The following is a 24,602-nucleotide window of genomic DNA, read 5'->3' on the forward strand; positions in this document are numbered from 1 at the left end:
TTATACCTCATAAGATATCGATATTGGGCAGCGTAGCTCGGAGCAGCGCCCGGACGCTCGTTTCACCCGCCGGCCCATATCGCGAATGGCGCTCAAGCGCCGCGCCTCGACCGCACGTGGCTTCATTCGTCAACGGAGCGGGAAGCCGGCCGTCAGTCGGCCTTGCCTTGGGTGATCGGGCGCGCATAGGCACGCTGGGCATGGCGCAGGAAGCGCTGCACGATGGCACTGCGATCGTCCTGCCGCCAGGCCATGGTCACGACGGTCGAGATCAGCGGGCTGACAGCGCGGTATGCGACACCCGGAATGCTCAGCGCTCTCAGGCAGTCCGGCGCCAGCGAGACGCCTAGGCCGCAACCGACGAGAGCTGCGACCGTCTGCCATTCCGCCACGCGCTGCGAAATGCTGGGCTCGAAGCCGGCTTGCCGGCAAGCCGCTATGATGCGGTCGTGCAGGGCCGGGCCGGAATCGCGCGGGATCATCACGAACTCCTCGCCGGCCAGATCCCGCAGCTCGATCGTCTCGAACCGAGCGAGCGGATGGCCCTCCGGCAGCACCGCGATCAGCGGCTCGTCGAGCACTGGTCGCGACTCCAGCAGCGGGACCTGATAGGTTTCGCGCAGGAAGGCGATATCGATGTCGTGCAGCAACAATGCATCGACTTGCGGAGCCGATGTCATCTCGTGGATGCTGAGCACGACGTTCTGACTGTCCCGACGATAGGACTGGAGTACCTTCATGATCCCGGTCAGGGCGAGCGACGGGTTGATGCCGATGCGCAGCATACCCTCTTCGCCCTGACCGGCCCGGCGCGCACTCTCGATACCTTCCTTGGCCTGGTCCAGCAGCCGCCGGGCCGTGCCCAGCAGGCTGTCACCAGCAGCAGTCAGGGTAACCTTGCGTGTGCCGCGCTCGAACAGCGCGTAGCCCACCTTGGCTTCGAGCCGACGAATCTGCTGGCTGAGGGGCGGCTGCGCGATACCGAGCTTGGCCGCCGCCCGCCCGAAATGCGCCTCCTCGGCGACGACGACGAACGATCGCAACTGACGCAGGTCTACGTCGGGTTTGTAAACCATGCCGTGGTCAACTGCACTCGCGCTAACGGTCGTGCGGATGGTTACATCCAACGGCATGGCTTTTCTACTCGTGTGCCTAGTGATAGCCGACCATGCCCTTGATCTCGAGGAACTCGGCGAGGCCGAAATCGGCGTATTCGCGGCCGTTTCCAGAGCGCTTGTAGCCCCCGAAGGGCGCTCCCGAATCCCAGGCCGGGTAGTTCAGATACACCGTGCCGGCCCGCATCCGGCGAGCAACGTCGCGCCCTCTTTCCTTACTGCCGGCCTGGACATAGGCAGCCAGCCCGTAGACGGAATCATTGGCGATCGCGACAGCCTCGTCCTCGTCGGCATAAGGCAGGATCGACAGCACCGGACCGAATATTTCCTCGCGGGCGATGGTCATCTCAGGATGGACGCCGGCGAAGATTGTCGGACGGACATAGAAGCCGCGATTGAGGCCTTCCGGCCGCCCGGCACCGCCGGCGACCAGCGTCGCCCCCTCGTTCAACCCAGCCTCGATCAGCTTTTGAATCTTCTCGAACTGCGTTCGGTTGGCGACGGGGCCAAGATCGCTGCCGGCTGCCGCCGGCGCTCCCGGCCGGAAGCCCGCGGCCGCTTCACGCGCGACTGCGACGGCCTCTTCATGGCGTGCCGCCGGGACGAGCATGCGCGAGGGCGCATTGCAGGACTGGCCGCTGTTGCGGAAGCAGGCGGCGATCCCCTTGCGGACCGCCTCGCCAAGATCGGCGTCGTCCAGGATGATGTTGGCAGATTTGCCGCCGAGCTCCTGGTGAACGCGTTTGACCGTGTCGGCAGCCGCCTTGGCGACTTCGACGCCGGCTCTCGTCGAGCCGGTGAAGGAGACCATATCGACATCCGGATGGCGCGACAGCGCGTCGCCGACCACCGGGCCGGTGCCGTTGACCAGGTTGAAAACGCCCTTCGGCACGCCAGCCTCGTGCAGCACCTCGGCGAAGATCAGGGCGCTGATTGGCGAGATTTCGCTCGGCTTGAGCACCATGGTGCAGCCGGCGGCGAGAGCAGGTGCGACTTTGCAGGCGATCTGGTTGAGCGGCCAGTTCCACGGCGTGATCAGGGCGCAGACGCCGATCGGCTCCCTGGTGACGACGGTCGTGCCCCTGATCTCGTTGAAGTCGTAGCTTTCAAGGACAGAAATCATCTTCTCGATATGGGCGATGCCCATGAAGGACTGTGCCTCGATCGCCAGCTTGAGCGGAGCCCCCATCTCGCGCGACAGGGCGTGGGCGATGTCATCGCGCCGAAGCTTGTAGGCGGCGGCAATCGCCTTGAGCAGATCGACTCGCTCCTGCTTGCTGGTGAGCGAGAAGGAGGAAAAGGCCGTCTTCGCAGCGCGGACAGCCTTCTCGACATCCGCCACGCCACCAACCGCGATGGTGGTAAAGGGTTCTTCCGTTGACGGATCGACGACCTCAAGCGTGCCCGGCGCAGCCGGGAGGACCCAGGCTCCGTCGATATAGAATTCAAGATTATGCGTCATGTTCAAACCCGTTCTGATGGCGGACGGTCGGCGTGGATCAGGCAGCCTTGGACTGCGCGGCGCCAGCCGGAAGGCCGACGATCGCCTCGATCTCCAGCTTCATGCCTGGGAAGGCCAGACGGGTGACCTCGAACAGCGTGCTCGCGGGGCGCGCCGCACCGAAGTACTTCTGACGGATCGGATTGATCTTGGTACGGTCGTTCACGTCGGTCAGGAAGACGGTGACCTTGAGGATGTCGGAAAAGCTGGCATTCGCCTGCTCCAGGATCTTGCCGAGACCGGAAAGAACGGCCTCCGCCTGGGCGACGACGTCGTCCTTGCCGATCAGCTCATGATTTTCATCGAGCGGCGCGACACCCGAGATGAACAGAAGATTCCCGAACGAAACTGCATCGCAGTAGTGACTGATCGGCGGGTTGAGGCCCGGCGTCATGTATTCCCTGCGTTCGATATTTTCACTCATATCCGATAACCTCGTGAGGATCACACGTTCATCGTGCCGATGCCCACGCAATCTCATCCGCAATCGCCGATATGTAAATTATTCGAATTGGAGGTTATTGAGACGATCTGAGATATGAATCTCCGATTGCCTGCCAGGCCCTGAAAGCGCGCTCAGCGCAGCAACTCGGTAACGCGAACCTCGCCTTCGGGCTTGTCGAGACGGAACATCTGTTCGCGCCCGAGCGAAGCGTAGAGGTCGTAGCCGGCGCGCATCAGCGGCCGCATGGCCCCAGTATCGACCAGGCCGCCCTCGATGAAGCGATCATCGATATAGACACCGACCACCTCGCCGACGACGAGGAAATAGCTCGTCGAGCCGTCCCGGGCGGTCAATGGCGTGGTCGAGAGATACTTGCACTCGAGCGCCGCCGGAGCAGCGGCCACGCGCGGCGGCCTGACGAAGCGCGACGGCGCAGGGGCCAGCCCGGCCAGCGCCAACTCGTCGGTCCCGCGCGGCAAGGCGGCGGAGGTGAGATACAGCTGATCGCGCAGGTCGAAGGACGCGAAGGAGCAGGTGAACTCTCCACTCTCCTCAGCGATGGATGCCGAGTCCTTCATGCCCTGGCTCGAGAACGCCACCATCGGCGGCCGGTCCGAAACCGCATTGAAGAAGGAATAGGGCGCGCAGTTCAGCCGCCCTGCCCCGTCCATCGTCGTGATCCAGCCGATCGGCCGCGGCGCGACGATCGCCTTGAAGGGGTTGTAGGGCAGCCCATGATCATTACTCGAGGCGTTGTAGTGCATGTCGGTCTCGCGGAACGAGGGAAGCTGGCTTTCTGCCTGCCCTCCTCCGGGAGCGTCCAATATCCGCCGCGACCGAAAATCATATCATTGCCGTTCGCACGCCGCCCCGAAGCGCGGCGCAAAGTGCAGCATGACGAGACGATGCGCCCGCCTCGCCGGACCGTCGATCATCCAGGCATCGGCTGATCCGGCTTGCCGATGACGACCGAGGCGCCGTCGACGAACGACCTGACCTTCATCTCGACGATGGCGCCGAGATCTGCGACCGGCAGATTGTAGATGAATTTCCTCACGCCCAGATAGAAGATCGCCGCATGCAGGCTCCAGACCGCCTCGATCTCCATCTCCGTCACAGGAAGCTCAGCCGTCGTAGGCGCGCGGAATTCGTGTCGTAGCTCGCTGACCAGGCTGTCGAAGATGCGCTTGCGCAGCAATTCCAGGTAGCGCGTGTTGAAATCGAGCCCCTTCAGTCCCGAGAACATGAAGAGCCGGACCCATTCGTAAGTCAGGATCATCTGCGAATAGTCCCGATAGAACGCCACCAGCCGTTCGCGCAGCGGCTTTGTCCGGTCGCTGATCAACTCCTCCCAGAACGGATTCCAGCGCCTCAGGAACACCTCCTGATAGACCCGTTCGACCAATGCGTCCTTCGTCTCGAAATAGCGATAGAGCAGGGGTTGGGTGATGTTCAGCCGCTTGGCCAGCTCGCGGGTTTGTCCCTCGAAGCCGAACTCGGCGAAGAACCGCACCGCTTCGCGGACAATGATCTCCTCCCGTTTGGCAGGGCTCATGCGGCGGCCTACGGTCAGATTTCCCGGCTCCGCATCGGCGGCCGAGCGCGGGCGCCTCCCGCGACGCCCCCCCAGGATGATCGGTGTTTCATCATTTGACATTCAAATAATTTATCACTCGATATCGGAATATGGAAGCCACTAGCGCGCGGCGCGCTCAGTGTTTTGTACGCCTGTTTCGATTTTTCTGAACCGCACGGTGTTGACGCGCAAAAGAATGACACTCATATAATGATCAATCGATAAATAAATATCGGCACCAAAGGGAGGACATCGATGCTCACGAGACGACAGGCGCTGGCCGGCACTGCCGCCCTGGCCATGACATCGCGCAGCGCCCTTGCGGCCGCACCGCTGCGCATCGGCATGCTGAGCGTCAAATCGGGCGCGCTGGCCGCCGGCGGCCGCCAGATGGAGGACGGCTTTCGCCTGTTCCTGCGCGAACGCGGCAACCGTATCGCCGGACGCGAGGTCGAGTTCATCGTCGCAGACACCGGAGGGCAGCCCGCCCTTGCCAAGACCCGCGCGCAGGAGCTGGTACAGCGCTCCGGCGTCCATGTCGTCGTCGGCCCCGTCGCGGCCTTCGAAGCGCTTGCGATCAGCGACTATCTTCAGGAAGCGGGCGTTCCCTTCCTCTGCGCCTCGGCAGCCGCCGAGGATCTGACGCAGCGGCGGCTCAATCCATGGTTCGTGCGAACCTCTTCAACCTCCGCCCAGCCCTGCCACCCGCTCGGCGAGTATGCGGCGCGTGATCTCGGCTACAAGCGCATCATCGCCATCGCCGACGATTTCGCCTTCGGGCAGGAGCAGACCTCCGGCTTCCAGCGCGCCTTCGAGGCAGCCGGCGGCACCATCCAGAACAAGCTCTGGGCGCCGCTGAACGTCGCCGATTACGGCTCCTATATCGCCCAGATCAGCGATACCGATGCCGTCTTCGCCGCCTTCGCCGGCGCCAACGGCCTGCGCTTCCTGCGGCAATACGCCGAGTACGGCCTGAAGCAGAAGATCCCGATCGTCGCAGCGATGACCACGGTGGATGAGGGCGTCCTGCACAGCATGGGGGACGAGGCCGCCGGAATCATCTCCGCCGGCTGGTATTCCGCTGCACTCCCCGGCGACGCCAATCAGCGTTTCGTCGCTGGGCTTCGCAAGGAGACCGGGGTCGATCCGGGGTTTTATTCCGCCGGCGCCTATTCAGCCGGGCTCGCACTGGAAAGCGCGCTGGCGAGCATTGCCGGCAAGGCCGAGGACAAGCAGGCCCTGATCGCCGCCTTGCGCAAGGTCGACATTGCCAACGACCCGCGTGGCCCCTGGCGCCTCGATCCCTACGGAAACCCGGTCCAGAACATCTATATCCGCAAGACCGAGCGCCGCGACGGCCGCCTCGTGAACACGGTCGTCAAGACCTACGAGAACGTCTCCCAGTTCTGGACCTACAAGCCCGAGGCCTTCCTGGCCGCCCCGGTCTACTCCCGCAGCAACCCTGTGAAGCTCTGAGCCTCGGCCAGGCGCTTCTCCAATCGGTCGAGCCTCATGATTGTCGACGCACATAACCACGTCATTCCCGCTGCCATCGTGCGCCTGCTCGAGCAAGCGCAGGAGCCGTTCGGCGTCCGGGTCGAACGCTCGGCGGCTGGTACGCGCCTCATCCATCGCGAAGGCTTCGCCTATCCGCTCTTCGACGAGTTCGCCGATCCGCAAGAGAAGCTGCGCCGGCTCGACGAGCGCGGTTTCGACGCGGCGGTGATCTCGCCCTCGCCGACCTTGTTCTTCTACCGCATCGCCCCGGAAGCAGAGGCTGCGTTCGTCAGCCGGCTCAATGACGAGATCGCAGCCTTCGCCGCCTTCGCTCCCCAGCGATTGCGCGCGATGGGCACCTTGCCGATGCAGTCACCCGAGTACGCAATCGCGGAGCTGCAGCGGATCGTCGAGGTCCACGGCATCCGGTCGGTCATGATCGGTTGCCATGTCGACGGCGCGGCGCTGTCCGAGCCTCGCTTCAGGCCGGTCCTGCGGCGCGCCGCGGAACTCGGCGTGTTGATCCTCACCCATCCCTATTACTTCGGCACGAAGCCCGGACTGGAGAAATACTACCTCACCAACCTGATCGGAAACCCGCTGGATACCGCCGTGATGGCGGCGGATCTGATCTTCGGCGGCGTGATGGAAGAGCTGCCCGAGCTGAAACTGTGCCTGTCGCATGGCGGCGGCTTCCTGCCCTATCAGATCGGCAGGCTCGTGCACGGGCAAAACGTGCGGCGCGAAGCGCAAACCACGCAGGTTTCGCCGAAAGAGCTGTTCAGGCGTTTCTACTTCGACACGATCACGCATGATCCGGCCGCCCTGGCCTATCTGATCGAGCTCGTCGGGCCACAGCAGGTCCTGCTCGGCACCGACATTCCCTTCGACATGGCCGACGTCACACCGATGCGCACGCTCGAAGCCGTGCCCGGCCTGTCGGCCGAGGCCCGCAAGCTCATCGCCGGCGACAACGCCTGGCGCCTAACGGGCGCCTGATCCGAACCGAACGGAGACAGACATGGTCACCCAAGCCCGACCTGCTCAGGCGGCAACGTCACGACATCAGGCTCCCCAAGGCCTCTTCATCGACGGCAGATCGGTCGACCCCGGGCCGCGCGAGCTGATGAACATCGTCTCCCCCGGGACAGGCGCCACCATCGGTCAGGTCATCCAGGCCACGGCCGATGATGTCGACAGAGCCGTCAAAAGCGCCGATGCGGCGTTTCGTTCGGCGGAGTGGCGCGGCATGTCCGTCAGGACGCGGGCGCGGCTCGTCAACAAGCTGGCGGACGTGATGGAGGCGCATCTCGACGAGCTCTTCGAACTCGAGACGCTCAACAACGGTCGGCCGCGGCGCGAGACCCGGGCCCAGCTCGCCCGCGTGCCGGACCTGTTCCGCTACAATGCCGGCCTCGCCCTTGCGCGACGCGACGACGTCATTCCGGTCGAGGGCGACTATCTGACCTATGCGCGGCGCCTGCCGGTCGGCGTGGTGGCTAATGTGACGCCGTTCAACCATCCGTTGCTGATCGCCTGCCGCAATCTGGCGCCGACCTTCGCCTCCGGCTGCACGACCGTGGTGAAGCCTTCCGAATTCACTCCGCTGACGACCTTGCGGCTGGCCGAACTCTTCTCCCAGGCGGGCCTGCCCCCCGGTGTCTTCAACGTCGTCACCGGCAACGGCGCGGTGACGGGCCGTGCCCTTTCCGAGCATCCCGGCATCCGCAAGCTCGTGCTCACCGGCGGCACCGAGGCCGGACGGCTTGCCGGCGCGGCGGCAGCGGGCAACTTCGCTCGCCAGACGCTCGAGCTCGGAGGCAAGACGCCGGTCGTCGTCTTCGAGGATTTCGATCTCGACCAGGCGGTCAACTACGCCGCGTTCGGCGCCTTTGTCGGAGCGGGCCAGACCTGCGTCTGCGCCGCGCGTCACATCGTCCAGCGCAGCATCTACGAAGCCTTCGTCGAGAAGCTGGCCGCCAAGACCCGCTCGATCGTGGTTGGCGATCCGTTCGCGCCGGAGACCCAGATGGGACCGGTGATTTCCGAACGCCAGCGCCAGCGCGTGCTGGATTTCGTCCGGATCGGCCGCGAGGAAGGTGCAAGGCTCGTCGCCGGCGGGCGCGTCCCGCCGGCTTTCGCGGACAGCCCGGGCTTCTTCGTCGAGCCCACCGTGTTCGCCGATGTCGATCCGCGCATGCGCATCTTCCAGGAGGAGGTCTTCGGCCCCTTCACCGTCGTCACGCCCTTCGACACCGAGGAGGACGCGGTGCGGATCGCCAATGACAGCCCCTACGGCCTGGCAGCCGCGATCCGCACCCGCGATATCGCCCGTGCCCATCGCGTGGCGGACCGCATCGAGGCCGGCATCGTCTGGATCAACGACCACCATCGCGTCGATGCAGCTTCGCCCTGGGGCGGCTTCAAGCTCTCCGGCATCGGTCGCGAGTTCGGCAAGGAGGCCTTCGACGCCTATTTCGACGTCAAGGCCGTGATGGTGAATGTCGGCGACCAGCCCTTCGACTGGTTCGACATGGACGCGACAGCACCTCGCCTCAACTGACGCAAGCGCTGCGGCTACCCCCACCTTCTTGGAGATTGGAACCGTGTTCTGGATCAACGGGCTGCTCAACAGCTTCGCTTTCGGAGCGATCCTGTTCCTGCTGGCCGTCGGCTTTTCGCTGATATTCGGCCTCCTGCGCGTCGCCAATCTCGCACATGGCGCGTTCTTCATGCTCGGAGGCTATGTCGCGACGTCGACGATCGGTTTCGGCTTCGCGGCTGCCGTGCTGGCGGCGGCGCTCGCCTGCGCGGTCTTCGGCGGCCTCATCGAGCGAACCCTGATCCGCCGCCTGGCGGGCCGGGAACTGGCGCAGGTCCTCGGAACCCTCGGCCTCGCCTTCATCATCGCCGACCAGTGCCTGCTGTTGTGGTCGGGAGACCCGATCGCCCTTCCCGCCCCGGAAGCACTGCGCGGCGCCGTGCAGGTCGCGGGCATCGCATTTCCGGCCTATCGGCTGGCGCTGATCGCGGTGGCCGTGCTCGCGCTCGCGGTGATCTGGCTCCTGGTCGAGCGAACCACCCTCGGCGCCCGGATCCGGGCGGCCGTCGACGACCGCGACATGGCGCGCGCCACCGGTATCCCGGTGTCGCGCCTGTTCACGACCGTGTTTTGCATCGGCGCCGGGCTTGCCGGCATGGGAGGGGCGCTCGCCGCCCCGATCATGTCGGTCTATCCGGGGCTCGACGCGGAGATGCTGCCGCTGGCCCTGCTGGTCGTGATCCTCGGCGGCATCGGCTCTCTGTCCGGCGCCTTCATTGGCAGCATGCTGATCGGCCTGATCTACACCTTCGGCCAGATGCTGCTGCCCGATCTCGCCTACGTCATCCTGTTCCTGCCCATGGTCGTGGTGCTCGCGCTGCGTCCGCAGGGTCTCTTCGGAAGGCATGCAGCATGAAACCGGCCATTCTTCTCCTGCTCGCCGGAATTCTCGTTCCGCTCGCGCTGCCCGGCGAGTTCTACCTGGCGATCGCCACCCAGATCCTGGTCTACGGGCTGTTCGCCGTCAGCGTGAACCTGATCGCCGGCTATTGCGGGATGGTCTCCTTGGGCCACGCGGCGTTTCTCGGCATCTCCGGCTATGCCTTCGCCCTCCTGACGACGACCCATGACTGGCCGGTCTGGGCGGCGGTGTCCGGCGCCCTGGTGCTGACCACCGCTGTCGGCGCCCTGTTCGGTCTCATAGCCCTGCGTACCTCCGGGCTGAGCTTCCTGATGATCACCCTTGCCCTCGGCCAGATCGTCTGGGGCATCGCCTTCCGCTATGTCGACCTGACCAATGGCGAGAACGGTGTCTCGGTACCCCGCTTCGACAGCGTCGTCGCACAAGGGAACGGGCTCTATTATCTCTGCCTCGGCGTGACCGCAGCCTGCCTCGTCCTCGTGATGGCGCTCTCGCGCTCGCCCCTCGGTCTCTCGATGCAAGGGGTCCGCGACCAGCCCCGGCGCATGGCCACGCTCGGCTACGATGTCTGGGCGATCCGCTACGCGGCCTATGTGCTCTCGGCGCTGCTGGCTGCGATCGCGGGCATTCTCTACATGCTGGTCTTCCGCTTCATCAGCCCGCATGCGCTCTCCCTGACGGTCTCGTCGGAGGCGGTGCTGATGGTGATCGCCGGCGGCCTCGGCACCACGCTCGGCCCGTTGCTCGGCGCGGGGCTGGTGGTCCTGCTGAAAAACGTCGCGAGTGCCTATACGGACCGCTGGCCGACGCTGCTCGGTCTGATCTTCCTCTTCATCATCGTCGTCGTTCCCGAGGGGCTCGTCCCCGGCATCCGCCGGCTGCTGCGCACCGCTTCGGCAAAGCGCCCTGCCGCCGCCAGCGCGCGAACGACGCTGGCATCCGGTTCGCGCCTGGAAGGAGTGCGTTGATGGCTGCCCTCGAGATCAGCGACATTCGCAAGAGCTTCGGCGGGCTCGATGTCATCCAGGGCGTTTCCTTCTCGGTGGCGCCCGGCGAGCGTCGGCTGCTGCTCGGCCCGAACGGCGCCGGCAAGACCACTCTGTTCAACCTGATCGCCGGCGATCTACGTGCCAGCAGCGGCCAGATCCTGCTGCAGGGCCGGAACGTCTCCACCCTGCCCAGCTTCCGCCGCGCCGCCCTCGGCATCGGCCGCACCTTCCAGATCCTCACCCTGTTCGGGCGCGAGACGGTGATCGGCAACGTCATCATGGCTCTTCTCGGCCGCAGCAGGGACCGCTGGAATCCGTTGCGGCCGGTCGCCTCCGACAAGGCCTTGCGGGAGCGGGCTCTCGGGATTCTCGCCGATGTCAGGCTCGATGCGCTGGCGGATCGCCCGGTGCAGGAGACCTCCTATGGCGAGAAGCGCCGGCTGGAGATCGCCATGGCGCTGGCGCAAGCGCCGCAAATCCTGCTGCTGGACGAGCCGCTCGCCGGGCTGTCGCGCGAGGAGCGCGCGACGGTGAGCGCCCTGCTCGACGGCCTGCCCCGATCTCTGACCATCGTCATGATCGAGCACGACATGGATGTGGCGTTGGCCTTCGCCGAGAAGATCGCGCTGTTGCATCACGGCAAGCTCGTCGTCGACGGCACGCGTGACGAGGTCATCGCCGATCCGCGCACGAGGGAGGCCTATCTTGCCCAATGAGCCTGCTCTGACGCTGTCGGGCCTGAACGCCTTCTACGGCGACAGCCACATCCTCCACGATGTTTCGTTCGAGCTCCCGCAGGGACGGGTCCTCGCCTTGCTCGGCCGCAACGGCGCCGGCAAGACCACCTGCATGAGTGCGATCGCCGGGCTTCTACCGTCACGGACGGGGCGGATCGCGATCTCCGGCCGGGACATCTCCAGCCTCAGCCCCGAGGCCATCTGCCAGGCGGGCGTCGCGCTCGTCCCGCAAGGGCGGCGCATCTTCAAGAGCCTGAGTGTCGAGGAGAATCTGGCCGTCGCGCGCTGCACGAAGCCGGCTTCCGACCGGATCTCCTGGACCACCGAGGGGATCTACGACCTGTTTCCGCGGCTGAGGGAGAGGCGCGGCCACCTCGCCGGCCTGCTCTCCGGTGGCGAGCAGCAGATGCTGGCGATCGGCCGCGCTCTGATGACCGCCCCGCGCGTCCTGCTGATGGATGAGCCGACCGAGGGCCTGGCTCCGCAGATCGTCGCCGAAGTCGGATCGATCGTTCGCCGGCTGCGGGAGATCGGCCTTTCCGTGATCCTGGTCGAGCAGCACATGGCCTTCGCCCTGCAACTGGCGGACCATGTCGTGGTCATCAGCACCGGCAGGATCGTCGAGCGCGCGACCGCTGCCGAGATCGCATCCGACATGAATCGGCTCGAAGAGCATCTGGGCGTGCACTAGAGCATTTTCGAGCGAAGTGGATACCGGTTCGCATGAAGAAAAAGCGATAAAACAAAGACCTGGAGCAATTCCGCGGTTCGGAGAGTTGCGGAATTGCTCCAGGCCGCCCGCCCAGCCCGGGAGGCCCTCGCCCATTTATTGATCAATCGATCAACTATTTAACGATGAAGGCACGCACAATGTCCCAGGATCCGAAGGCCAATCACAGCCGTGGCCGCGCCGTTGTCATCGGGGGCTCGATGGCTGGGCTGTTCGCCGCCCACCTCCTCTTGCGGCAAGGCTGGCAGGTCGAGGTCTTCGAGCGAATCTCGGCGGAGCTCGCCGGCCGCGGCGCCGGCATCGTGACCCATGACGAGCTGTTCGAGGTCCTGCGACTCTGTGGCATCGATAGCGAGACTGCGCGCATCGGTGTCGCGGTCCGGGGTCGCCGCGTTTTTGCCGGCGACGGCGCGATCCTCGGCGAGCAGGCACTGCCACAGATCCTGACCTCGTGGGGGCGGCTCTACAGCCTGCTGCACCAGGCCCTGCCCGACGGCTGCTATCATCATGGCTACAATCTCGACCGGCTCGCGCTCGACGCGGAAGGCGTCACGGCACATTTCTCCGACGGCCGGAGCCACCGGGCCGATCTGCTGATCGGCGCGGATGGCATCTTTTCCACCGTCCGCAAGCAACTGTTGCCAGAGGCGATGCCCTCTTATGCCGGCTACATCGCCTGGCGGGGGCTGGTCGACGAGGCTGAACTCTCGGCGTCGACCCGCGCAGCGCTTTTCGACAGCTTCGCCTTTTCCCTGCCTCCGGGCGAGCAGATGCTCGGTTACCCGGTCGCCGGTGCCGACGAATCCATGGAGCCGGGGCGGCGAAGGTTCAACTTCGTCTGGTATCGCCCGGCCGCCCAGGGCCCGGCGTTGCGGGATCTCCTGACCGGTACCGACGGAGTCGAACACGAGCTCTCGATTCCGCCCAACATGATCAGGCCGTCCGTGCAGCAGGACATGCGTGAGGCCGCCCGGCGCCTGTTGTCCCCGCAATTCGCGGAAGTGGTCGAGAAGACGCCTCAGCCTTTCATCCAGGCAATCCAGGATCTCGAAACCCCGCAAATGGCATTTGCGGGGCGGGTCGCGCTGATCGGCGACGCTGCCTTCGTCGCTCGCCCCCATGTCGGTATGGGCGTCACGAAGGCTGCCAGCGACGCGCTCGCGCTCGTCCGGTCGCTCGCGGAATTCGGAAGCGACATCGCAGCCGGGCTCGCCGCCTTCGAAGCGCAGCGCCTGCCCTATGGCCGTGCCGTTATCCGGCGCGCCCGCGATCTCGGTGCCTACATGCAGGCGCAGTTGCTGACCGAAGAGGAGCGGCAGCTGGCCGAACGACATCGCCGCCCCGAAGCCGTGATGTCGGAGACCGCGGTTGCCAGCGGCATCGCAGCATAGCGCCGGCTCCCCCTCACTATCCACGCGACCACCAGGAGACAGACGATGAACCAAGAGCCGAGCCATGCCTGGCCACCGCCGCCGGACAGCTTGTCACCGGCCCACCGGGCCGAGTTCGCGAGCCATCTCGGCATCGGACGAGTCGGAACCCGGCTGGTCTCGGAAACCGATCGGGTCCGGGTCTGGGCGCTCTCGCTCGCCCCCGGCGAGCGGATCGGCTTCCACACCCATGTGCTGGACTACTTCTGGACGGCCGTGACCGGCGGCAACGCCCGCTCGCAATATGCCGACGGGCGCGTCGCCGAGGTCTCCTACCAGCCCGGCGACACCCAGCACCATCGTTTCCAGGCCGGCGAATTCATGATCCACGACCTGCACAATACCGGGACGACCGAGCTCGTCTTCACCACCGTCGAGTTCCTGCAGAGCGCCAATGCGCCGCTACCCATCGCCTGAACCGCGTCTTCAGCCGAATAATCTGGGAGTTGTCATGCCGACCCTGTTCGACCCTGTCCGCATCGGTGCAATCGAAGCGCCCAACCGGATTTTCATGGCCCCGCTCACGCGTGCCCGCGGCACGCGTGAGCACCTGCCGACACCGGTCATGGCCGAGTATTATCGCCAGCGCGCCAGCGCCGGGCTGATCGTCAGCGAGGCGACCGGCATCAGCCAGGAGGGACTGGGCTGGCCGTTCGCGACCGGCATCTGGTCCGACGAGCAGGTCCGCGGCTGGGCGAAGGTGACCACAGCGGTCCAGGAAGCCGGTGGCCGGATCTTCTGCCAGCTCTGGCATATGGGGCGCGTCGTACATCCGAGCCTGCGCGACGGCGCATTTCCCGTCTCAGCCTCGGCGACGACCGCTCCCGGCCTTGCCCACACCTATGAGGGCAAGCAGCCGCATGCCCAGGCCCGCGCGCTCGACACAGGCGAGATCCGGCGTGTCATCGAGGATTATCGCCAGGCGGCGAGCAATGCGCTGAAGGCCGGCTTCGACGGTGTCCAGATCCATGCCGCGAACGGCTATCTGATCGACCAGTTCCTGCGGGCGAGCGCCAACCATCGCGACGATGCCTATGGCGGCCCGATCGCCAACCGCATCAGGCTGCTCGGCGAGGTCTGCGAAGCGGTGGCCGGGATCGTGGGGCCTGACCGTCTCGCGGTACGCCTCTCGCCGAATGGCGAGTCGCAAGGTGTGAACGATCCTGAGCCCGAGCCGCTCTTCGTTGCGGCCGCCCGCTCATTGTCGGCCCTCGGCATCGCTTTCCTCGAGCTGCGCGAGCCGCCTCCGGACGGCACCCGCGGCAAGCCGGATCACCCTGCCATCGCTCCGGCCATCCGGCTCGCATTCAAGGGAACGCTCGTCCTGAACTCAGATTTCGACGGAACGCGCGCAAGCGCGGCCGTGAGCTCAGGCGCAGCGGACGCGATCACCTTCGGGCGCCCATTCCTTGCGAACCCGGACCTTCCGGCGCGGTTGCGGCTCGGTGCCTCTCTCAATGGCGACGACATGGAGACATGGTACTCGCAAGGCATCGAGGGCTATCTCGATTACCCGGCATTGGCGGGCTAGGCAGCAGGGACCGGCAGCAGCGCGTGCATCCGCCGAGAAGCTGCCGGTCCCTCCGACGTCAGGTGTTCGCCGGGTTTCGGCCTGGCGCCAGCTTGTCGATCGAGCAGGGCGTCTTGCTGAAGCGCACCGGTGGCTTGGTGCCGACCAGCCGGCCCTCGGTGGGATGGTCGGTCTTCTCGAAGAAGCCGGTGGCTCCCAGATGAGGATCGTCGAGCAGGTCGTCGATGGTGTTCACCGTCGAGCAGGGGATGTCGGCTTGCGCCAGCAATGCGAGCCATTCGGCTGTGCGGCGCTCGACCAGACAATGCGCCAGCCGGTCGTAGAGCGTGTCGATCATGGCGGCGCGAGCGGCGGTATCATCAAGGGCGGCCTCGTCTGCCCAGTCGACACGGGCAGCGGCACGGAAAAAGGCGCGCCAATGGGCGCCCGTATAGGGCATGACCGCCAGGTATCCATCCGCGGTGCGATAGGGCCGGCGATTCCGCGAGAGCACGCGCGAATAGCCGCTGGGGCCGAGTGGCGGCTCGAAACTGCGGCCGCCGAGATGTTCGACGGCGAGGAACGAGACCATCGCCTCGAACATCGGGACCTCGATGGCCTGCCCTTCGCCGGAGACCGCACGGTGATAGAGCGCGGCGTTGATGGCGCCGACGGCGAAGAGCGCCGTCGTCTTGTCGGCGACGATGGTCGGGGCATAGCGCGGCTCGTCGCCGGCATGCCGGCTGAGCGCCGCCCATCCCGAAGCCGCCTGGATGATATCGTCATAGGCCGGGCGATCGCGATAGGGGCCGTCCTGCCCGAAGCCGACGATGGCGCAGTAGATCAGGCGCGACTGGCGAGCGAGCAGCGTGTCCGGGCCGAGGTCGCTCTTGCGCGCCGCTCCCATGCGCATGTTGTGGATGAAGATGTCGGCGCCCGCGATCAGATCGCGCAACTGCGCGAGATCGCGCTCTGCCTTGAGGTCGAGCGTGATGCTGCTCTTGTTGCGGTTGGCGTTGAGGAAGGCAGCGCCCATGCCGGGCGAGCGTGCAGGGCCCGGGCCGCGCATGACGTCGCCACCCGGCGGCTCGACCTTGAGCACATCGGCGCCCATGTCGCCGAGCATCTGCGTCGCGTAGGGTCCGGCGATAACCGTGGTCAGGTCGACGACCTTGATCCCATGAAGCGGGCCCGGCATGGCACAGTGATCTCCGTTCAGCGGGCAGTGAAGCCGCCATCGACGGGCAGGGCAACGCCGGTGACGAAGGAGGCGTCGTCGGAGGCGAGCCAGAGTACGGCATGCGCCGCCTCCTCGGCCTTGCAGAGCCGCCCCATCGGCACCGCCGCCATCATACGCGCCTGATTCTCCTCGGCCTCCTTCGGATCGCCCGAGCGGCCGGTGAAGCCAAGCTTCATCGGTGTATCGGCAAGGCCGGGGCAGACGACGTTGACCCGGACATTGTCGGGCGCGAAGCGCTGCGCCAGCGACTTGGTCAAGCCCACCACCGCGAACTTGGCCGCCGAATAGACCGGCGAGAACATCGAGCCGACCAGGCCAGAAACCGACGAGGTAAAGACGATCGAGCCGCCGCCGCGCTTGCGCATGTGGCCGATGGCCTCGCCGGCGGCGAGCGCGGCCGAGGTGACGTTGAGCGCGATCGCCTGATCGTAGGCCGGCAGGTCGAGATTCTCGATGCCGCCGGGGCCGGGGATGCCGGCATGGGCCCAGAGGATGTCGACGCCCCCCAGAGTCGCGGCGGCATCGTTGATCGAGCTCCTCATCTGCTCGGGTTGGGAGAGGTCGGCCTGGATCGTCGCGATCTCGCGGCCCATCGCCCTCGCATCGGCGGCGAGCGCGGCCAACGCCCCGGCATCGATGTCGACGGCAGCCACTTTCGCGCCCTCGCGCAGGAAGAGTTCGACGCCGGCGCGGCCCATCCCGGAAGCGGCGGCGGTGACGATGGCGAGCTTGTTGGCAAGGCGCATGACGGTCTCTCGATACTTCTGCGGTTGGTCTCAGTTGGCGTAGGCGTCAGGGAAGCGCCCGGTCGTGCTGATCACGGTGGTGCGCGTCTCCAGATAGGCGTCGAGCGCCTCGATGCCGTTCTCGCGGCCCCAGCCGCTGCCCTTGAAGCCGCCATAGGGGGTGGACCAGCGGATGAAGCGGTAGGTGTTGACCCAGACCATGCCGGCCCTGATCCGGCTGGAGACGCGGTGAGCCCGGCCGAGATCGCTGGTCCAGAGGCCGGCGGTCAGACCATAGTTCGAGTCGTTGGCGAGGCTGACCGCCTCCTCCTCGTCTTCGAACGGGATCAGCGCCGCGACCGGCCCGAAGATCTCCTCGCGGGCGATCCGCATGTCGTTGGCGACATTGGCGAAGACGGTGGGTTCGACGAAATAGCCCTCGCCATGGACGCCTCCGCTGAGGCGGCGCCCGCCGGCGATGAGTTCGGCTCCCGCCTGCCTGCCCAGCTCGATATAGGACAGCGTCTTGGCGAGCTGCTCGGCATGCGCTTGAGGCCCCATATGGTTGGCCTCGTCGAGCGGCGGGCCGACACGGACCTTCGCCGCGCGAGCCCGGAAGGCCTCGACGACCCGATCATAGATTGGCCGCTGCACCAAGACGCGCGAGCCCAGCGCGCAGCTCTGGCCGCATAAGGTCCAGGCCGAGTTGGTCGCGGCATTCAGCGCCTGTTCGACATCGGCGTCGGCGAAGATGATATGGGGAGATTTTCCGCCGAGCTCGAAGGTGAAGCGCTTCATCGAACCGGCGCCCACGCCCAGGATCGCCTTGGCGGTCGCGCCCTCACCGGTGAAGGTGATCTTGTCGACATCGGGATGGGCTGCAAGCCGCTCGCCCGCGCCGCCCTTGCCGTAGCCTGGCACGATGTTGACCACGCCCGGCGGGAAGCCCGCCTCCTCGAACAGCCGCCCGAGGGCGAGCGAGGTGACCGGCGTCTGCTCGGCAGGCTTCAGCACCACGGTGCAGCCGGCAGCAAGCGCCGGGCCGAGCTTCCAGGCGGCCGCCATCAGCGGCACGTTCCAGGGCGTGATCGCACCGACGACGCCGACCGGCACCCGCGTGGTGAAGGCGTGGACGCTGTCGTCGAAGGGGATGGTGCGGCCTGACGCCTTGTCGGCGAGCGAGGCCCACCAGTGATAGCCGAGATGGTGGCCGCCGGCATCGACGCGCGTCTCGCGCAGCGCGCGGCCATTGTCACGTGTCTCCAGCACCGCGAGTTCCGCAGCCCGCTCACGGTAAAGGTCGGCGAAGCGACGCAGCAGCGCCGCACGCTCATGGCCGAGCATCCGCCCCCAGGGGCCTTCGAGCGCAGCGCGGGCCGATGCCACGGCCCGATCGATGTCGCGCGGGCCACCAAAGGCTGCGTGCGCCCAGACATATCCGGTCGATGGATCGATGCTCTCGATCAGGCCGCCATCTTGCGGGACGACCCATTCGCCACCGATGAAGAGATGCTCGTAGCGGGCGAGCGGCGCGGCTTTTGCGGCTGCGGTCATGAGCGTTCCGGATGTCAGGGGCATGGAGGAATGGGCCGCCCGGGCGCGCGCGGCCCGACGACGTCACTTCACCAGCGGGCAGCCGCCGTCCTTGAGCGGACGGAAGGCGCGCTCGGCCGGGATCGTGGCGAGGACCTTGTAGTAGTCGAAGGCTTTCTTCGATTCCGACGGCTTCTTGACCTCGACCAGCATCATGTCGTGCAGGACGCGGCCGTCCTCGCGCAGCGAGGTCTTGCCGAACAGCGGATCGTCGAAGGTCCCGGCCTCGCGCATCGCCTTGACGACGGCCGCCCCGTCCTTGGCCGAGCCGATTTTCGCGACGGCATCGAGATAGGCGAGCGTCGCCGAATAGGCGCCGGCCTGGTTCATCGAGGGGAAGCGGCCGCCATGCAGCTTGGCGAATCGCTCTCCGAAGGCACGGGTCTTGTCGTTGACGTCCCAGTAGAAGGCGGTCGTGAGTTGCAGGCCCTGCGCGCTTTGCAGGCCGAGCGAGTGAATGTCGGAGATGAAGAGCAGCATGCCGGCCAGCTTCTGGCCACCCTGCACGATGCCGAACTCGGACGCCTGCTTGATCGCGTTGATCGTGTCGCCGCCGGCATTAGCCAATGCGATCACATTCGCCTTCGAGGCCTGGGCCTGAAGCAGATAGGACGAGAAATCCTTGGAGTCCGTCGGGTGGCGGACGCCGCCAACGATCTGTCCGCCATTCTGCTTGACCACGGCGCTGGCATCGCGTTCGAGCGAATGGCCGAGGGCGAAATCGACAGTCAGGAAGAACCACGACTTGCCGCCGCCCTTGGTGATGGCGTCGGCGGTGCCGTGCGACAGGGCCCAGGTGTCGTAGGTCCAGTGCACCGAGTTCGGTGTGCAGGCCTTTCCCGTCAGGTCGGATGTGCCGGAGGCGGTGAACAGCGCCACCTTGTTCTTCTCCTGGGCGATCGGCGCGATCGCCAGCGAGATCGCGCTGGTCGGCAGGTCGACGAGGGCATCGACGCCTTCGGTATCGAACCATTTGCGCGCGATGGCGCTGGAGATGTCGGGCTTGTTCTGCGCATCGGCCGAGACGATCTCGATCTTGAAGCGCTCGGAACCGGGACGCTTCATGAAATCCTCGACCGCCATCTGCGCGGCCACGGTCGCTCCCGGGCCGCCAATATCGGAGAAGATGCCGGACATGTCGGCGAGCACGCCGAGCTTGACCGGAATCTCCTGGGCAGCGGCCGCCGTCGCCATGGCGACGGTCGAGAGCACAAAGGCACGGAACATCGAACGCTTGGCTGCGGACATGGTTTTCCTCCCTGAAGCCATCTGGCTCGCGATGCGCGCTCGTCGGTTGGTCGGGCGCATCAATTCTTGTTTATGAATTTAAAAGACATGATCATGAATTTTGAGTCAAGCGTCTATCGCCGGGGCTTGCCTGCGGACGCAGCTTCCGCTTGATCTGGCGCAAGGCAGCTCCGGCCTGCGGCAGCGACCGCCGGCGAACCGGGGACGAAAGCAGGGCGACATGCTGGTCAAGCAGGCGGCGAACGTATTGGAGCTGATGGAGTACTTCGCCCGCCGCAAGCGGCCGGCGACGATGGCGGAGATCTCCGACGATCTCGGCTGGCCGCGCTCAAGCACCTTCAATCTGGTCGGGACCGTCGCTGAGAAAGGCTGGCTCTACGAGCCGCGTCAGCGCGGTGGCTTCTATCCAAGCCCGCGCTGGCTGACGCTGGCGCGCATCGTCGCGGAGTCCGAGCCATTGCCGGAAAGCGTGCACCGCCTGACGATGCGGATTGCGGAGGAAACGGGAGAGACAACGGCGATCGCCGCGCTCGCCGGCACGTCAGCGCTGTTCATCGACGTCGTCGAATCGTTCCAGCCGGTGCGCTATTTCGCGGCGATCGGCGACCGTGTCCCAATCCATGCGAGCTCCGTAGGCCGGGCCATTCTGGCGCAGTATTCCTCGGACGAACGCCTTACGATCTACCGCAAGATCGGGTTCGAGCGCTTTTCCGCGACCACGCCGATGACGGCCGACCGGATCGAAGCCGACCTAACGGAAGCTGAAGACCGCGGCTATCATCAAAGCTCATCCGAATTCATTCCCGATCTGGCCGGTGTCGCCTTTCCGTTGCCTGTCGGAGCACGTCGGCTGTCGATCGTCGTCGCCGGACCAACCTCGCGCTGTCTCGACCGCAGGCCGGCAACGGCCGGGATTATGGCAAAGGCAATCCGGAACTTCGCCGAGGAAACGACGGCGGATTAGCCGCCCACACCGGCCTGGGCGTTGAGGCGGCGACATGCGCGCGCCGTCACGCTGAATCGAGCGCTCTCTGAAGCCCCCCGCGCTCCGGCCTCCCACAGCCCGGCAGCGCAACAGAACGGCGAGACGTCACGCCCGCTCGAACGCGAGCGCGATGCCCTGGCCGACACCGATGCACATGGTGGCGAGCGCGCGCTTCTTGCCGGTCAGCAACAATTCGAGCGCCGCCGTGCCGGCAATGCGAGCACCCGACATGCCGAGCGGATGGCCGAGCGCGATCGCGCCGCCATTCGGGTTCACATGTGCGCCGTCCTCGTCGATGCCGAGTGCGCGCAGCACGGCGATACCCTGGCTGGCGAAGGCCTCGTTGAGCTCGACGATATCGAAATCCGTCGGTTGCAGGCCGAGCCGGGCGCAGAGCTTGCGCGTCGCCGGGACCGGGCCGAGGCCCATCACGCGGGGCGCAACGCCACCGGTTGCGCCTCCGAGGACGCGCGCGAGCGGGGTGAGCCCATATTTCCTCACCCCCGGCTCCGAGGCGAGGATCAGAGCCGCCGCGCCATCATTGACGCCGGACGCATTGCCGGCGGTGACGCTGCCACCCTCCTTGCGGAAGGGCGTCGGCAACCTGGCGAGCTTCTCCAGCGTGGTGTCGCTGCGCGGATGCTCGTCGATCTCGACTTGGGAAGGGTCGCCCTTTCGCTGTGGGATCAGGACCGGGACGATCTCCCTGGCCAGCCTGCCATTCTGCTGAGCCGCCACGGCCTTCTGCTGCGAACGGACGGCGAAGGCATCCTGATCGGCACGGCTGATCGCGCAGTCGGCGGCGACGTTTTCGCCGGTCTCCGGCATGGAATCGACGCCATATTGCGCCTTCATCAGCGGATTGACGAAACGCCAGCCGATCGTCGTGTCGTGAATCTCGCCATGGCGCGAAAAGGCGCTCTCAGCCTTGGGCAGCACGAAGGGCGCGCGCGACATGCTCTCGACGCCACCGGCGATCATCAAGTCGGCCTCGCCAGCCTTGATCGCGCGGGCCGCAGTGATGACCGCGTCCATGCCGGAGCCGCAGAGCCGGTTGATCGTGGTGCCCGTCACCTCCTTGGGCAGTCCGGCGAGCAGCAGCGACATGCGCGCGACGTTGCGGTTGTCCTCGCCCGCCTGATTGGCGCAGCCGAAGATCACGTCGTCGACGGCACCGAGATCGAGGCCCGGATGCCGCTCGACCAGCGCCTTCAGCGGCACGGCGCCGAGATCGTCGGCCCGTACCGAGGACAGCGAACCGCCGAAACGGCCGATCGGCGTGCGGACATAGGCACAGATGAAAGCTTCGCGCATACGGATCGTCCCTGCATTGCAACCGAGCCGCTGCGGCCGGAATGGTGCTGTTGTTTCGCCAGCGGCCCGATTTAGCCGGAAAGCGCCGCTGCCAGCCCTTCACAAATAATGGCTGGTGACCGCCTCCGATTGCCGGAGGCTGTCGCGCGGGCCCGCGAGCGTGACTTCGCCGAGCTCCAGCACCATGCCGTGCTGGGCGACGTCGAGTGCCATGGCGGCGTTCTGCTCGACGAGGAGCACGCCCGTGCCGGCCGCCGCAACCGCCGCGATGATCGCGAAGATCTCGTCGACGATCTTCGGCGCGAGGCCGAGCGAGGGCTCGTCCAGGAGCAGGATGGCGGGCTTGGCCATCAGGGCGCGGGCGATCGCCAGCATCTGCTGTTCACCGCCCGAGAGGGTCCGGGCAGGCTGCCCGGCGCGCTTGCGCAGCACCGGAAACGTGTCGAGCAAGCGCTCCATGTCGGCATCGAGATCGGGGGCCCCTCGCCTCTGATAGCCGCCGAGCCGCAGATTGTCGGCGACGCTCAGACTGAGGAACAACTCCCTCTGTTCTGCCACCAGCGACACTCCGGCGGCGAGTGCGCGATCGGGCGTCTCGTTCGGGAGCGGCCTACCGTCGAGCTCCACGGTGCCGGCTGAGCGGCGCAGCAGGCCGACAATGGCTTTCAGCAGGGTGGACTTCCCCGCCCCGTTGGCGCCGAGCACCGTGACGATCTCGCCGCGCGGGACGTCGAGGCTGACACCGTGCACCACCGTCTTGCCGCCATAGCCGGCATGGAGATCACGAACCGAGAGCATGGCTGGCCCTTTCACCCATATAGGCCTTGATGACCTGCGGCGAACGCCGCACCTCGTCGGGCGGCCCTTCCGCAATCATGGTGCCGAAATTCAGCACGGTGATACGGTCCGAAATCGCCATGACCAGCGCCATCACATGGTCGATCACGACGATGGTCAGCCCCTGCTCGGCCCGCAGATCGAGCAGGATGCGGTTCAGGGCCTCGACCTCGAGCGCCCGCAGGCCTGCCGCCGGCTCGTCGAGCAGGAGCAGCCTTGGCCGCGTCGCCAGCGCACGCGCGATTTCGAGCCGCCGCTGCTTGCCGAAAGGCAGGGCGGCCGCCGCCGCGTTCTCGGCATCGGCGAGCCCGACCAGCGCCAGCAACCGGCGCGCCTCCGCCCGCGCCGCCTCCTCGCTGCGGCGCCAGGCGGCGCTGTGGATAGCCGCCGCGAACGGGCCGCAGGCATGGTGCCGGTCGAGCCCGACCATGACGTTCTCCAGCGCACTCATCTCGCCGAAGAGCTCGGTGTTCTGGAAGGTCCGGGCGATGCCACGGCGCAAGATCGCATGCGGTACCAGGCCGTCGATGCGCTCTGCGCCCAGCGCGACCGAACCGCCGCCGACCGGGTAGATGCCGGAGATCACATTGAGCAATGTGCTCTTGCCGGCGCCGTTTGGACCGATCACGGCATGGATCGCGCCCGGCGCGACCTGCAGCGAGACATCCTGCAGCGCGGTCAGCCCGCCGAAGCGCACCGTGACCTTGTCGATCGTGAGCAGGGGGCCGGTCATGGCGTCAGCTCCGGCTTGGCGCGCCGCGGCCAGGTGCGCAGGCGCGCGATGCTCAAGCTTGCTAGGCCGTTCGGGCGCAGCACGATGAAGCCGAGCAGCAGCAATGCGAAGACCAGGCCGAGATAGGTCTGGAAGCCCTGCAGCAGGTCGGGCAGCAGCACGAAGACGGCACTGCCGACGATCGCCCCCAGCGGCGAGGCCATACCACCGACCACGGCAACCGCGAGGTAATAGACCGATTGCGTGATGCCGAACTGGGCCGGATCGAGATAGGAGGACAGCGGCGCCAGGAGCCCGCCGCCGAGGGCGCCGAGAAAGGCGCTCGCGCCGAAGGCGGCCGCCTTGTAACGCAGGACGTCGAGCCCCATCGCCTCGGCCGCCGTCTCGCTCTGCCGGATCGCGGCGAAAGCGCGCCCGTAATGCGAGTTGAGCAGACGCTCGACCGCGAGGAAAAGCAGGGCGGCGCTCGGCACGATGACGTAATAGAGCTGGCGTCCGGTGGTCAGCTCCAGCCCGAACAATCCGAAGGGCGGCACCGCCAGGCCGGCTGCGCCGCCGGTGATCGCATCCGAGTGGATCAGGGCGAGCTGGACAATGGCGGTCACGGCCATCGTCGCCAAGGCGAGATAATGCCCTGCGACCCGCAGCGTCATCAGGCCGAGCAGGTAGCCGAGTCCGCCGGTAGCCAGGGCCGTCACGACGATCCCGGCCCAGAGCGGGATGCCGGCCGAGACCGCAAGCACGGTGGCCCCATAGGCGCCGAGCGCGGCGAAGGCCGATTGGGCGAGCGAGATCTGCCCCGCCAGCCCGGTGACCACGACCAGGCCGAGCACGATCAACGCGGTGCCAGCGATCAGGCAGAGCTGGAACAGATGGAACTCGGCGAGGAACTGCGGCAGCGCGAGCAGAAGCGCCAGCACGAGGCCTATCCAA

24 protein-coding genes are annotated in these 24,602 nt (G+C 66.4%); 11 read left to right on the forward strand and 13 right to left on the reverse strand.

Annotated features, from left to right (window positions below; translation table 11 throughout):
• Window positions 1-152: 152 nt before the first annotated feature.
• From AC3RCC_RS26705 to AC3RCC_RS26725, 5 genes are all read right to left on the reverse strand, one after another.
• Window positions 153-1,133 (reverse strand): LysR substrate-binding domain-containing protein, encoded by a 981-nt coding sequence (locus AC3RCC_RS26705; RefSeq protein WP_492257153.1) that lies wholly within the window; start codon window positions 1,131-1,133, stop codon window positions 153-155.
• Window positions 1,134-1,152: 19 nt separating this feature from the next.
• Window positions 1,153-2,577 carry an aldehyde dehydrogenase family protein gene (locus AC3RCC_RS26710; protein ID WP_291638425.1) on the reverse strand — a complete coding sequence of 475 codons (1,425 nt, stop codon included), beginning with the start codon at window positions 2,575-2,577 and terminating at the stop codon, window positions 1,153-1,155.
• 37 nt (window positions 2,578-2,614) lie between these two features.
• A complete protein-coding gene (locus tag AC3RCC_RS26715) occupies window positions 2,615-3,010 on the reverse strand; it encodes a RidA family protein (RefSeq protein WP_492257154.1) in 396 nt (131 codons plus the stop codon).
• 182 nt (window positions 3,011-3,192) lie between these two features.
• The gene (locus AC3RCC_RS26720) at window positions 3,193-3,825 is read right to left on the reverse strand and encodes a flavin reductase family protein (RefSeq protein WP_291638427.1); all 633 of its coding nucleotides are present in this window, start codon (window positions 3,823-3,825) and stop codon (window positions 3,193-3,195) included.
• A gap of 167 nt (window positions 3,826-3,992) precedes the next feature.
• Window positions 3,993-4,616: a TetR/AcrR family transcriptional regulator gene (locus AC3RCC_RS26725; RefSeq protein WP_291638428.1), complete on the reverse strand. Its 624-nt coding sequence runs from the start codon at window positions 4,614-4,616 to the stop codon at window positions 3,993-3,995.
• A 276-nt stretch (window positions 4,617-4,892) separates the two neighbouring features.
• Here AC3RCC_RS26725 and AC3RCC_RS26730 point away from each other — a divergent pair, with 276 nt between their 5' ends.
• The 10 genes from AC3RCC_RS26730 (at window position 4,893) to AC3RCC_RS26775 (ending at window position 15,015) form a co-directional block, all read left to right on the forward strand.
• Window positions 4,893-6,113 (forward strand): ABC transporter substrate-binding protein, encoded by a 1,221-nt coding sequence (locus tag AC3RCC_RS26730; protein WP_492257155.1) that lies wholly within the window; start codon window positions 4,893-4,895, stop codon window positions 6,111-6,113.
• 36 nt (window positions 6,114-6,149) lie between these two features.
• A complete protein-coding gene (locus AC3RCC_RS26735) occupies window positions 6,150-7,133 on the forward strand; it encodes an amidohydrolase family protein (RefSeq protein ID WP_492257156.1) in 984 nt (327 codons plus the stop codon).
• Between the two features lie 22 nt (window positions 7,134-7,155).
• Window positions 7,156-8,697, forward strand: a complete 1,542-nt coding sequence (locus AC3RCC_RS26740) for an aldehyde dehydrogenase (RefSeq protein WP_492257157.1) — start codon at window positions 7,156-7,158, stop codon at window positions 8,695-8,697.
• 43 nt (window positions 8,698-8,740) lie between these two features.
• Window positions 8,741-9,592, forward strand: coding sequence for a branched-chain amino acid ABC transporter permease (locus tag AC3RCC_RS26745; protein WP_492257158.1), 852 nt, complete (start codon window positions 8,741-8,743; stop codon window positions 9,590-9,592).
• Window positions 9,589-10,566, forward strand: coding sequence for a branched-chain amino acid ABC transporter permease (locus AC3RCC_RS26750; protein ID WP_492257159.1), 978 nt, complete (start codon window positions 9,589-9,591; stop codon window positions 10,564-10,566). The genes AC3RCC_RS26745 and AC3RCC_RS26750 overlap by 4 nt, the downstream gene beginning before the upstream one ends.
• On the forward strand, window positions 10,566-11,303 hold the full coding sequence (locus AC3RCC_RS26755) for an ABC transporter ATP-binding protein (RefSeq protein ID WP_492257160.1): 738 nt from the start codon (window positions 10,566-10,568) through the stop codon (window positions 11,301-11,303). Before AC3RCC_RS26750 ends, AC3RCC_RS26755 begins: the two co-directional genes overlap by 1 nt.
• Window positions 11,293-12,015, forward strand: a complete 723-nt coding sequence (locus AC3RCC_RS26760) for an ABC transporter ATP-binding protein (RefSeq protein WP_492257161.1) — start codon at window positions 11,293-11,295, stop codon at window positions 12,013-12,015. Before AC3RCC_RS26755 ends, AC3RCC_RS26760 begins: the two co-directional genes overlap by 11 nt.
• A gap of 179 nt (window positions 12,016-12,194) precedes the next feature.
• A complete protein-coding gene (locus AC3RCC_RS26765; protein WP_492257162.1) occupies window positions 12,195-13,445 on the forward strand; it encodes an FAD binding domain-containing protein in 1,251 nt (416 codons plus the stop codon).
• Window positions 13,446-13,490: 45 nt separating this feature from the next.
• Entirely contained in the window at window positions 13,491-13,901 is a 411-nt protein-coding gene (locus AC3RCC_RS26770; RefSeq protein WP_492257163.1) for a cupin domain-containing protein, read from the forward strand.
• 34 nt (window positions 13,902-13,935) lie between these two features.
• Window positions 13,936-15,015 carry an alkene reductase gene (locus AC3RCC_RS26775; RefSeq protein WP_492257164.1) on the forward strand — a complete coding sequence of 360 codons (1,080 nt, stop codon included), beginning with the start codon at window positions 13,936-13,938 and terminating at the stop codon, window positions 15,013-15,015.
• 58 nt (window positions 15,016-15,073) lie between these two features.
• Here the strand turns inward: AC3RCC_RS26775 and AC3RCC_RS26780 are convergent, their stop codons facing one another.
• The 4 genes from AC3RCC_RS26780 to AC3RCC_RS26795 all read right to left on the reverse strand — a co-directional run bounded on the left by AC3RCC_RS26780 (window position 15,074) and on the right by AC3RCC_RS26795 (window position 19,800).
• Window positions 15,074-16,192 carry a CaiB/BaiF CoA transferase family protein gene (locus AC3RCC_RS26780; protein ID WP_492257165.1) on the reverse strand — a complete coding sequence of 373 codons (1,119 nt, stop codon included), beginning with the start codon at window positions 16,190-16,192 and terminating at the stop codon, window positions 15,074-15,076.
• Window positions 16,193-16,209: 17 nt separating this feature from the next.
• Complete coding sequence (locus AC3RCC_RS26785) at window positions 16,210-16,980, reverse strand: SDR family NAD(P)-dependent oxidoreductase (protein ID WP_492257166.1); 771 nt, start codon at window positions 16,978-16,980, stop codon at window positions 16,210-16,212.
• A 30-nt stretch (window positions 16,981-17,010) separates the two neighbouring features.
• Window positions 17,011-18,513, reverse strand: a complete 1,503-nt coding sequence (locus AC3RCC_RS26790; protein WP_492257167.1) for an aldehyde dehydrogenase — start codon at window positions 18,511-18,513, stop codon at window positions 17,011-17,013.
• 63 nt (window positions 18,514-18,576) lie between these two features.
• Window positions 18,577-19,800, reverse strand: coding sequence for an ABC transporter substrate-binding protein (locus AC3RCC_RS26795; RefSeq protein ID WP_492257168.1), 1,224 nt, complete (start codon window positions 19,798-19,800; stop codon window positions 18,577-18,579).
• A 220-nt stretch (window positions 19,801-20,020) separates the two neighbouring features.
• Here AC3RCC_RS26795 and AC3RCC_RS26800 point away from each other — a divergent pair, with 220 nt between their 5' ends.
• Window positions 20,021-20,764, forward strand: coding sequence for an IclR family transcriptional regulator (locus tag AC3RCC_RS26800; protein ID WP_492257169.1), 744 nt, complete (start codon window positions 20,021-20,023; stop codon window positions 20,762-20,764).
• A 126-nt stretch (window positions 20,765-20,890) separates the two neighbouring features.
• Here the strand turns inward: AC3RCC_RS26800 and pcaF are convergent, their stop codons facing one another.
• The 4 genes from pcaF to AC3RCC_RS26820 all read right to left on the reverse strand — a co-directional run bounded on the left by pcaF (window position 20,891) and on the right by AC3RCC_RS26820 (window position 24,589).
• The gene (pcaF, locus tag AC3RCC_RS26805; RefSeq protein ID WP_492257170.1) at window positions 20,891-22,099 is read right to left on the reverse strand and encodes a 3-oxoadipyl-CoA thiolase; all 1,209 of its coding nucleotides are present in this window, start codon (window positions 22,097-22,099) and stop codon (window positions 20,891-20,893) included.
• 99 nt (window positions 22,100-22,198) lie between these two features.
• Window positions 22,199-22,897 carry an ABC transporter ATP-binding protein gene (locus AC3RCC_RS26810; protein ID WP_492257171.1) on the reverse strand — a complete coding sequence of 233 codons (699 nt, stop codon included), beginning with the start codon at window positions 22,895-22,897 and terminating at the stop codon, window positions 22,199-22,201.
• Window positions 22,881-23,669 carry an ABC transporter ATP-binding protein gene (locus AC3RCC_RS26815; protein WP_492257172.1) on the reverse strand — a complete coding sequence of 263 codons (789 nt, stop codon included), beginning with the start codon at window positions 23,667-23,669 and terminating at the stop codon, window positions 22,881-22,883. The genes AC3RCC_RS26810 and AC3RCC_RS26815 overlap by 17 nt, the downstream gene beginning before the upstream one ends.
• Entirely contained in the window at window positions 23,666-24,589 is a 924-nt protein-coding gene (locus AC3RCC_RS26820; RefSeq protein ID WP_492257173.1) for a branched-chain amino acid ABC transporter permease, read from the reverse strand. Before AC3RCC_RS26820 ends, AC3RCC_RS26815 begins: the two co-directional genes overlap by 4 nt.
• Between the last annotated feature and the right edge of the window lie 13 nt (window positions 24,590-24,602).

The organism is Allobosea sp. GW823-FHT01F03, assembly GCF_058798075.1.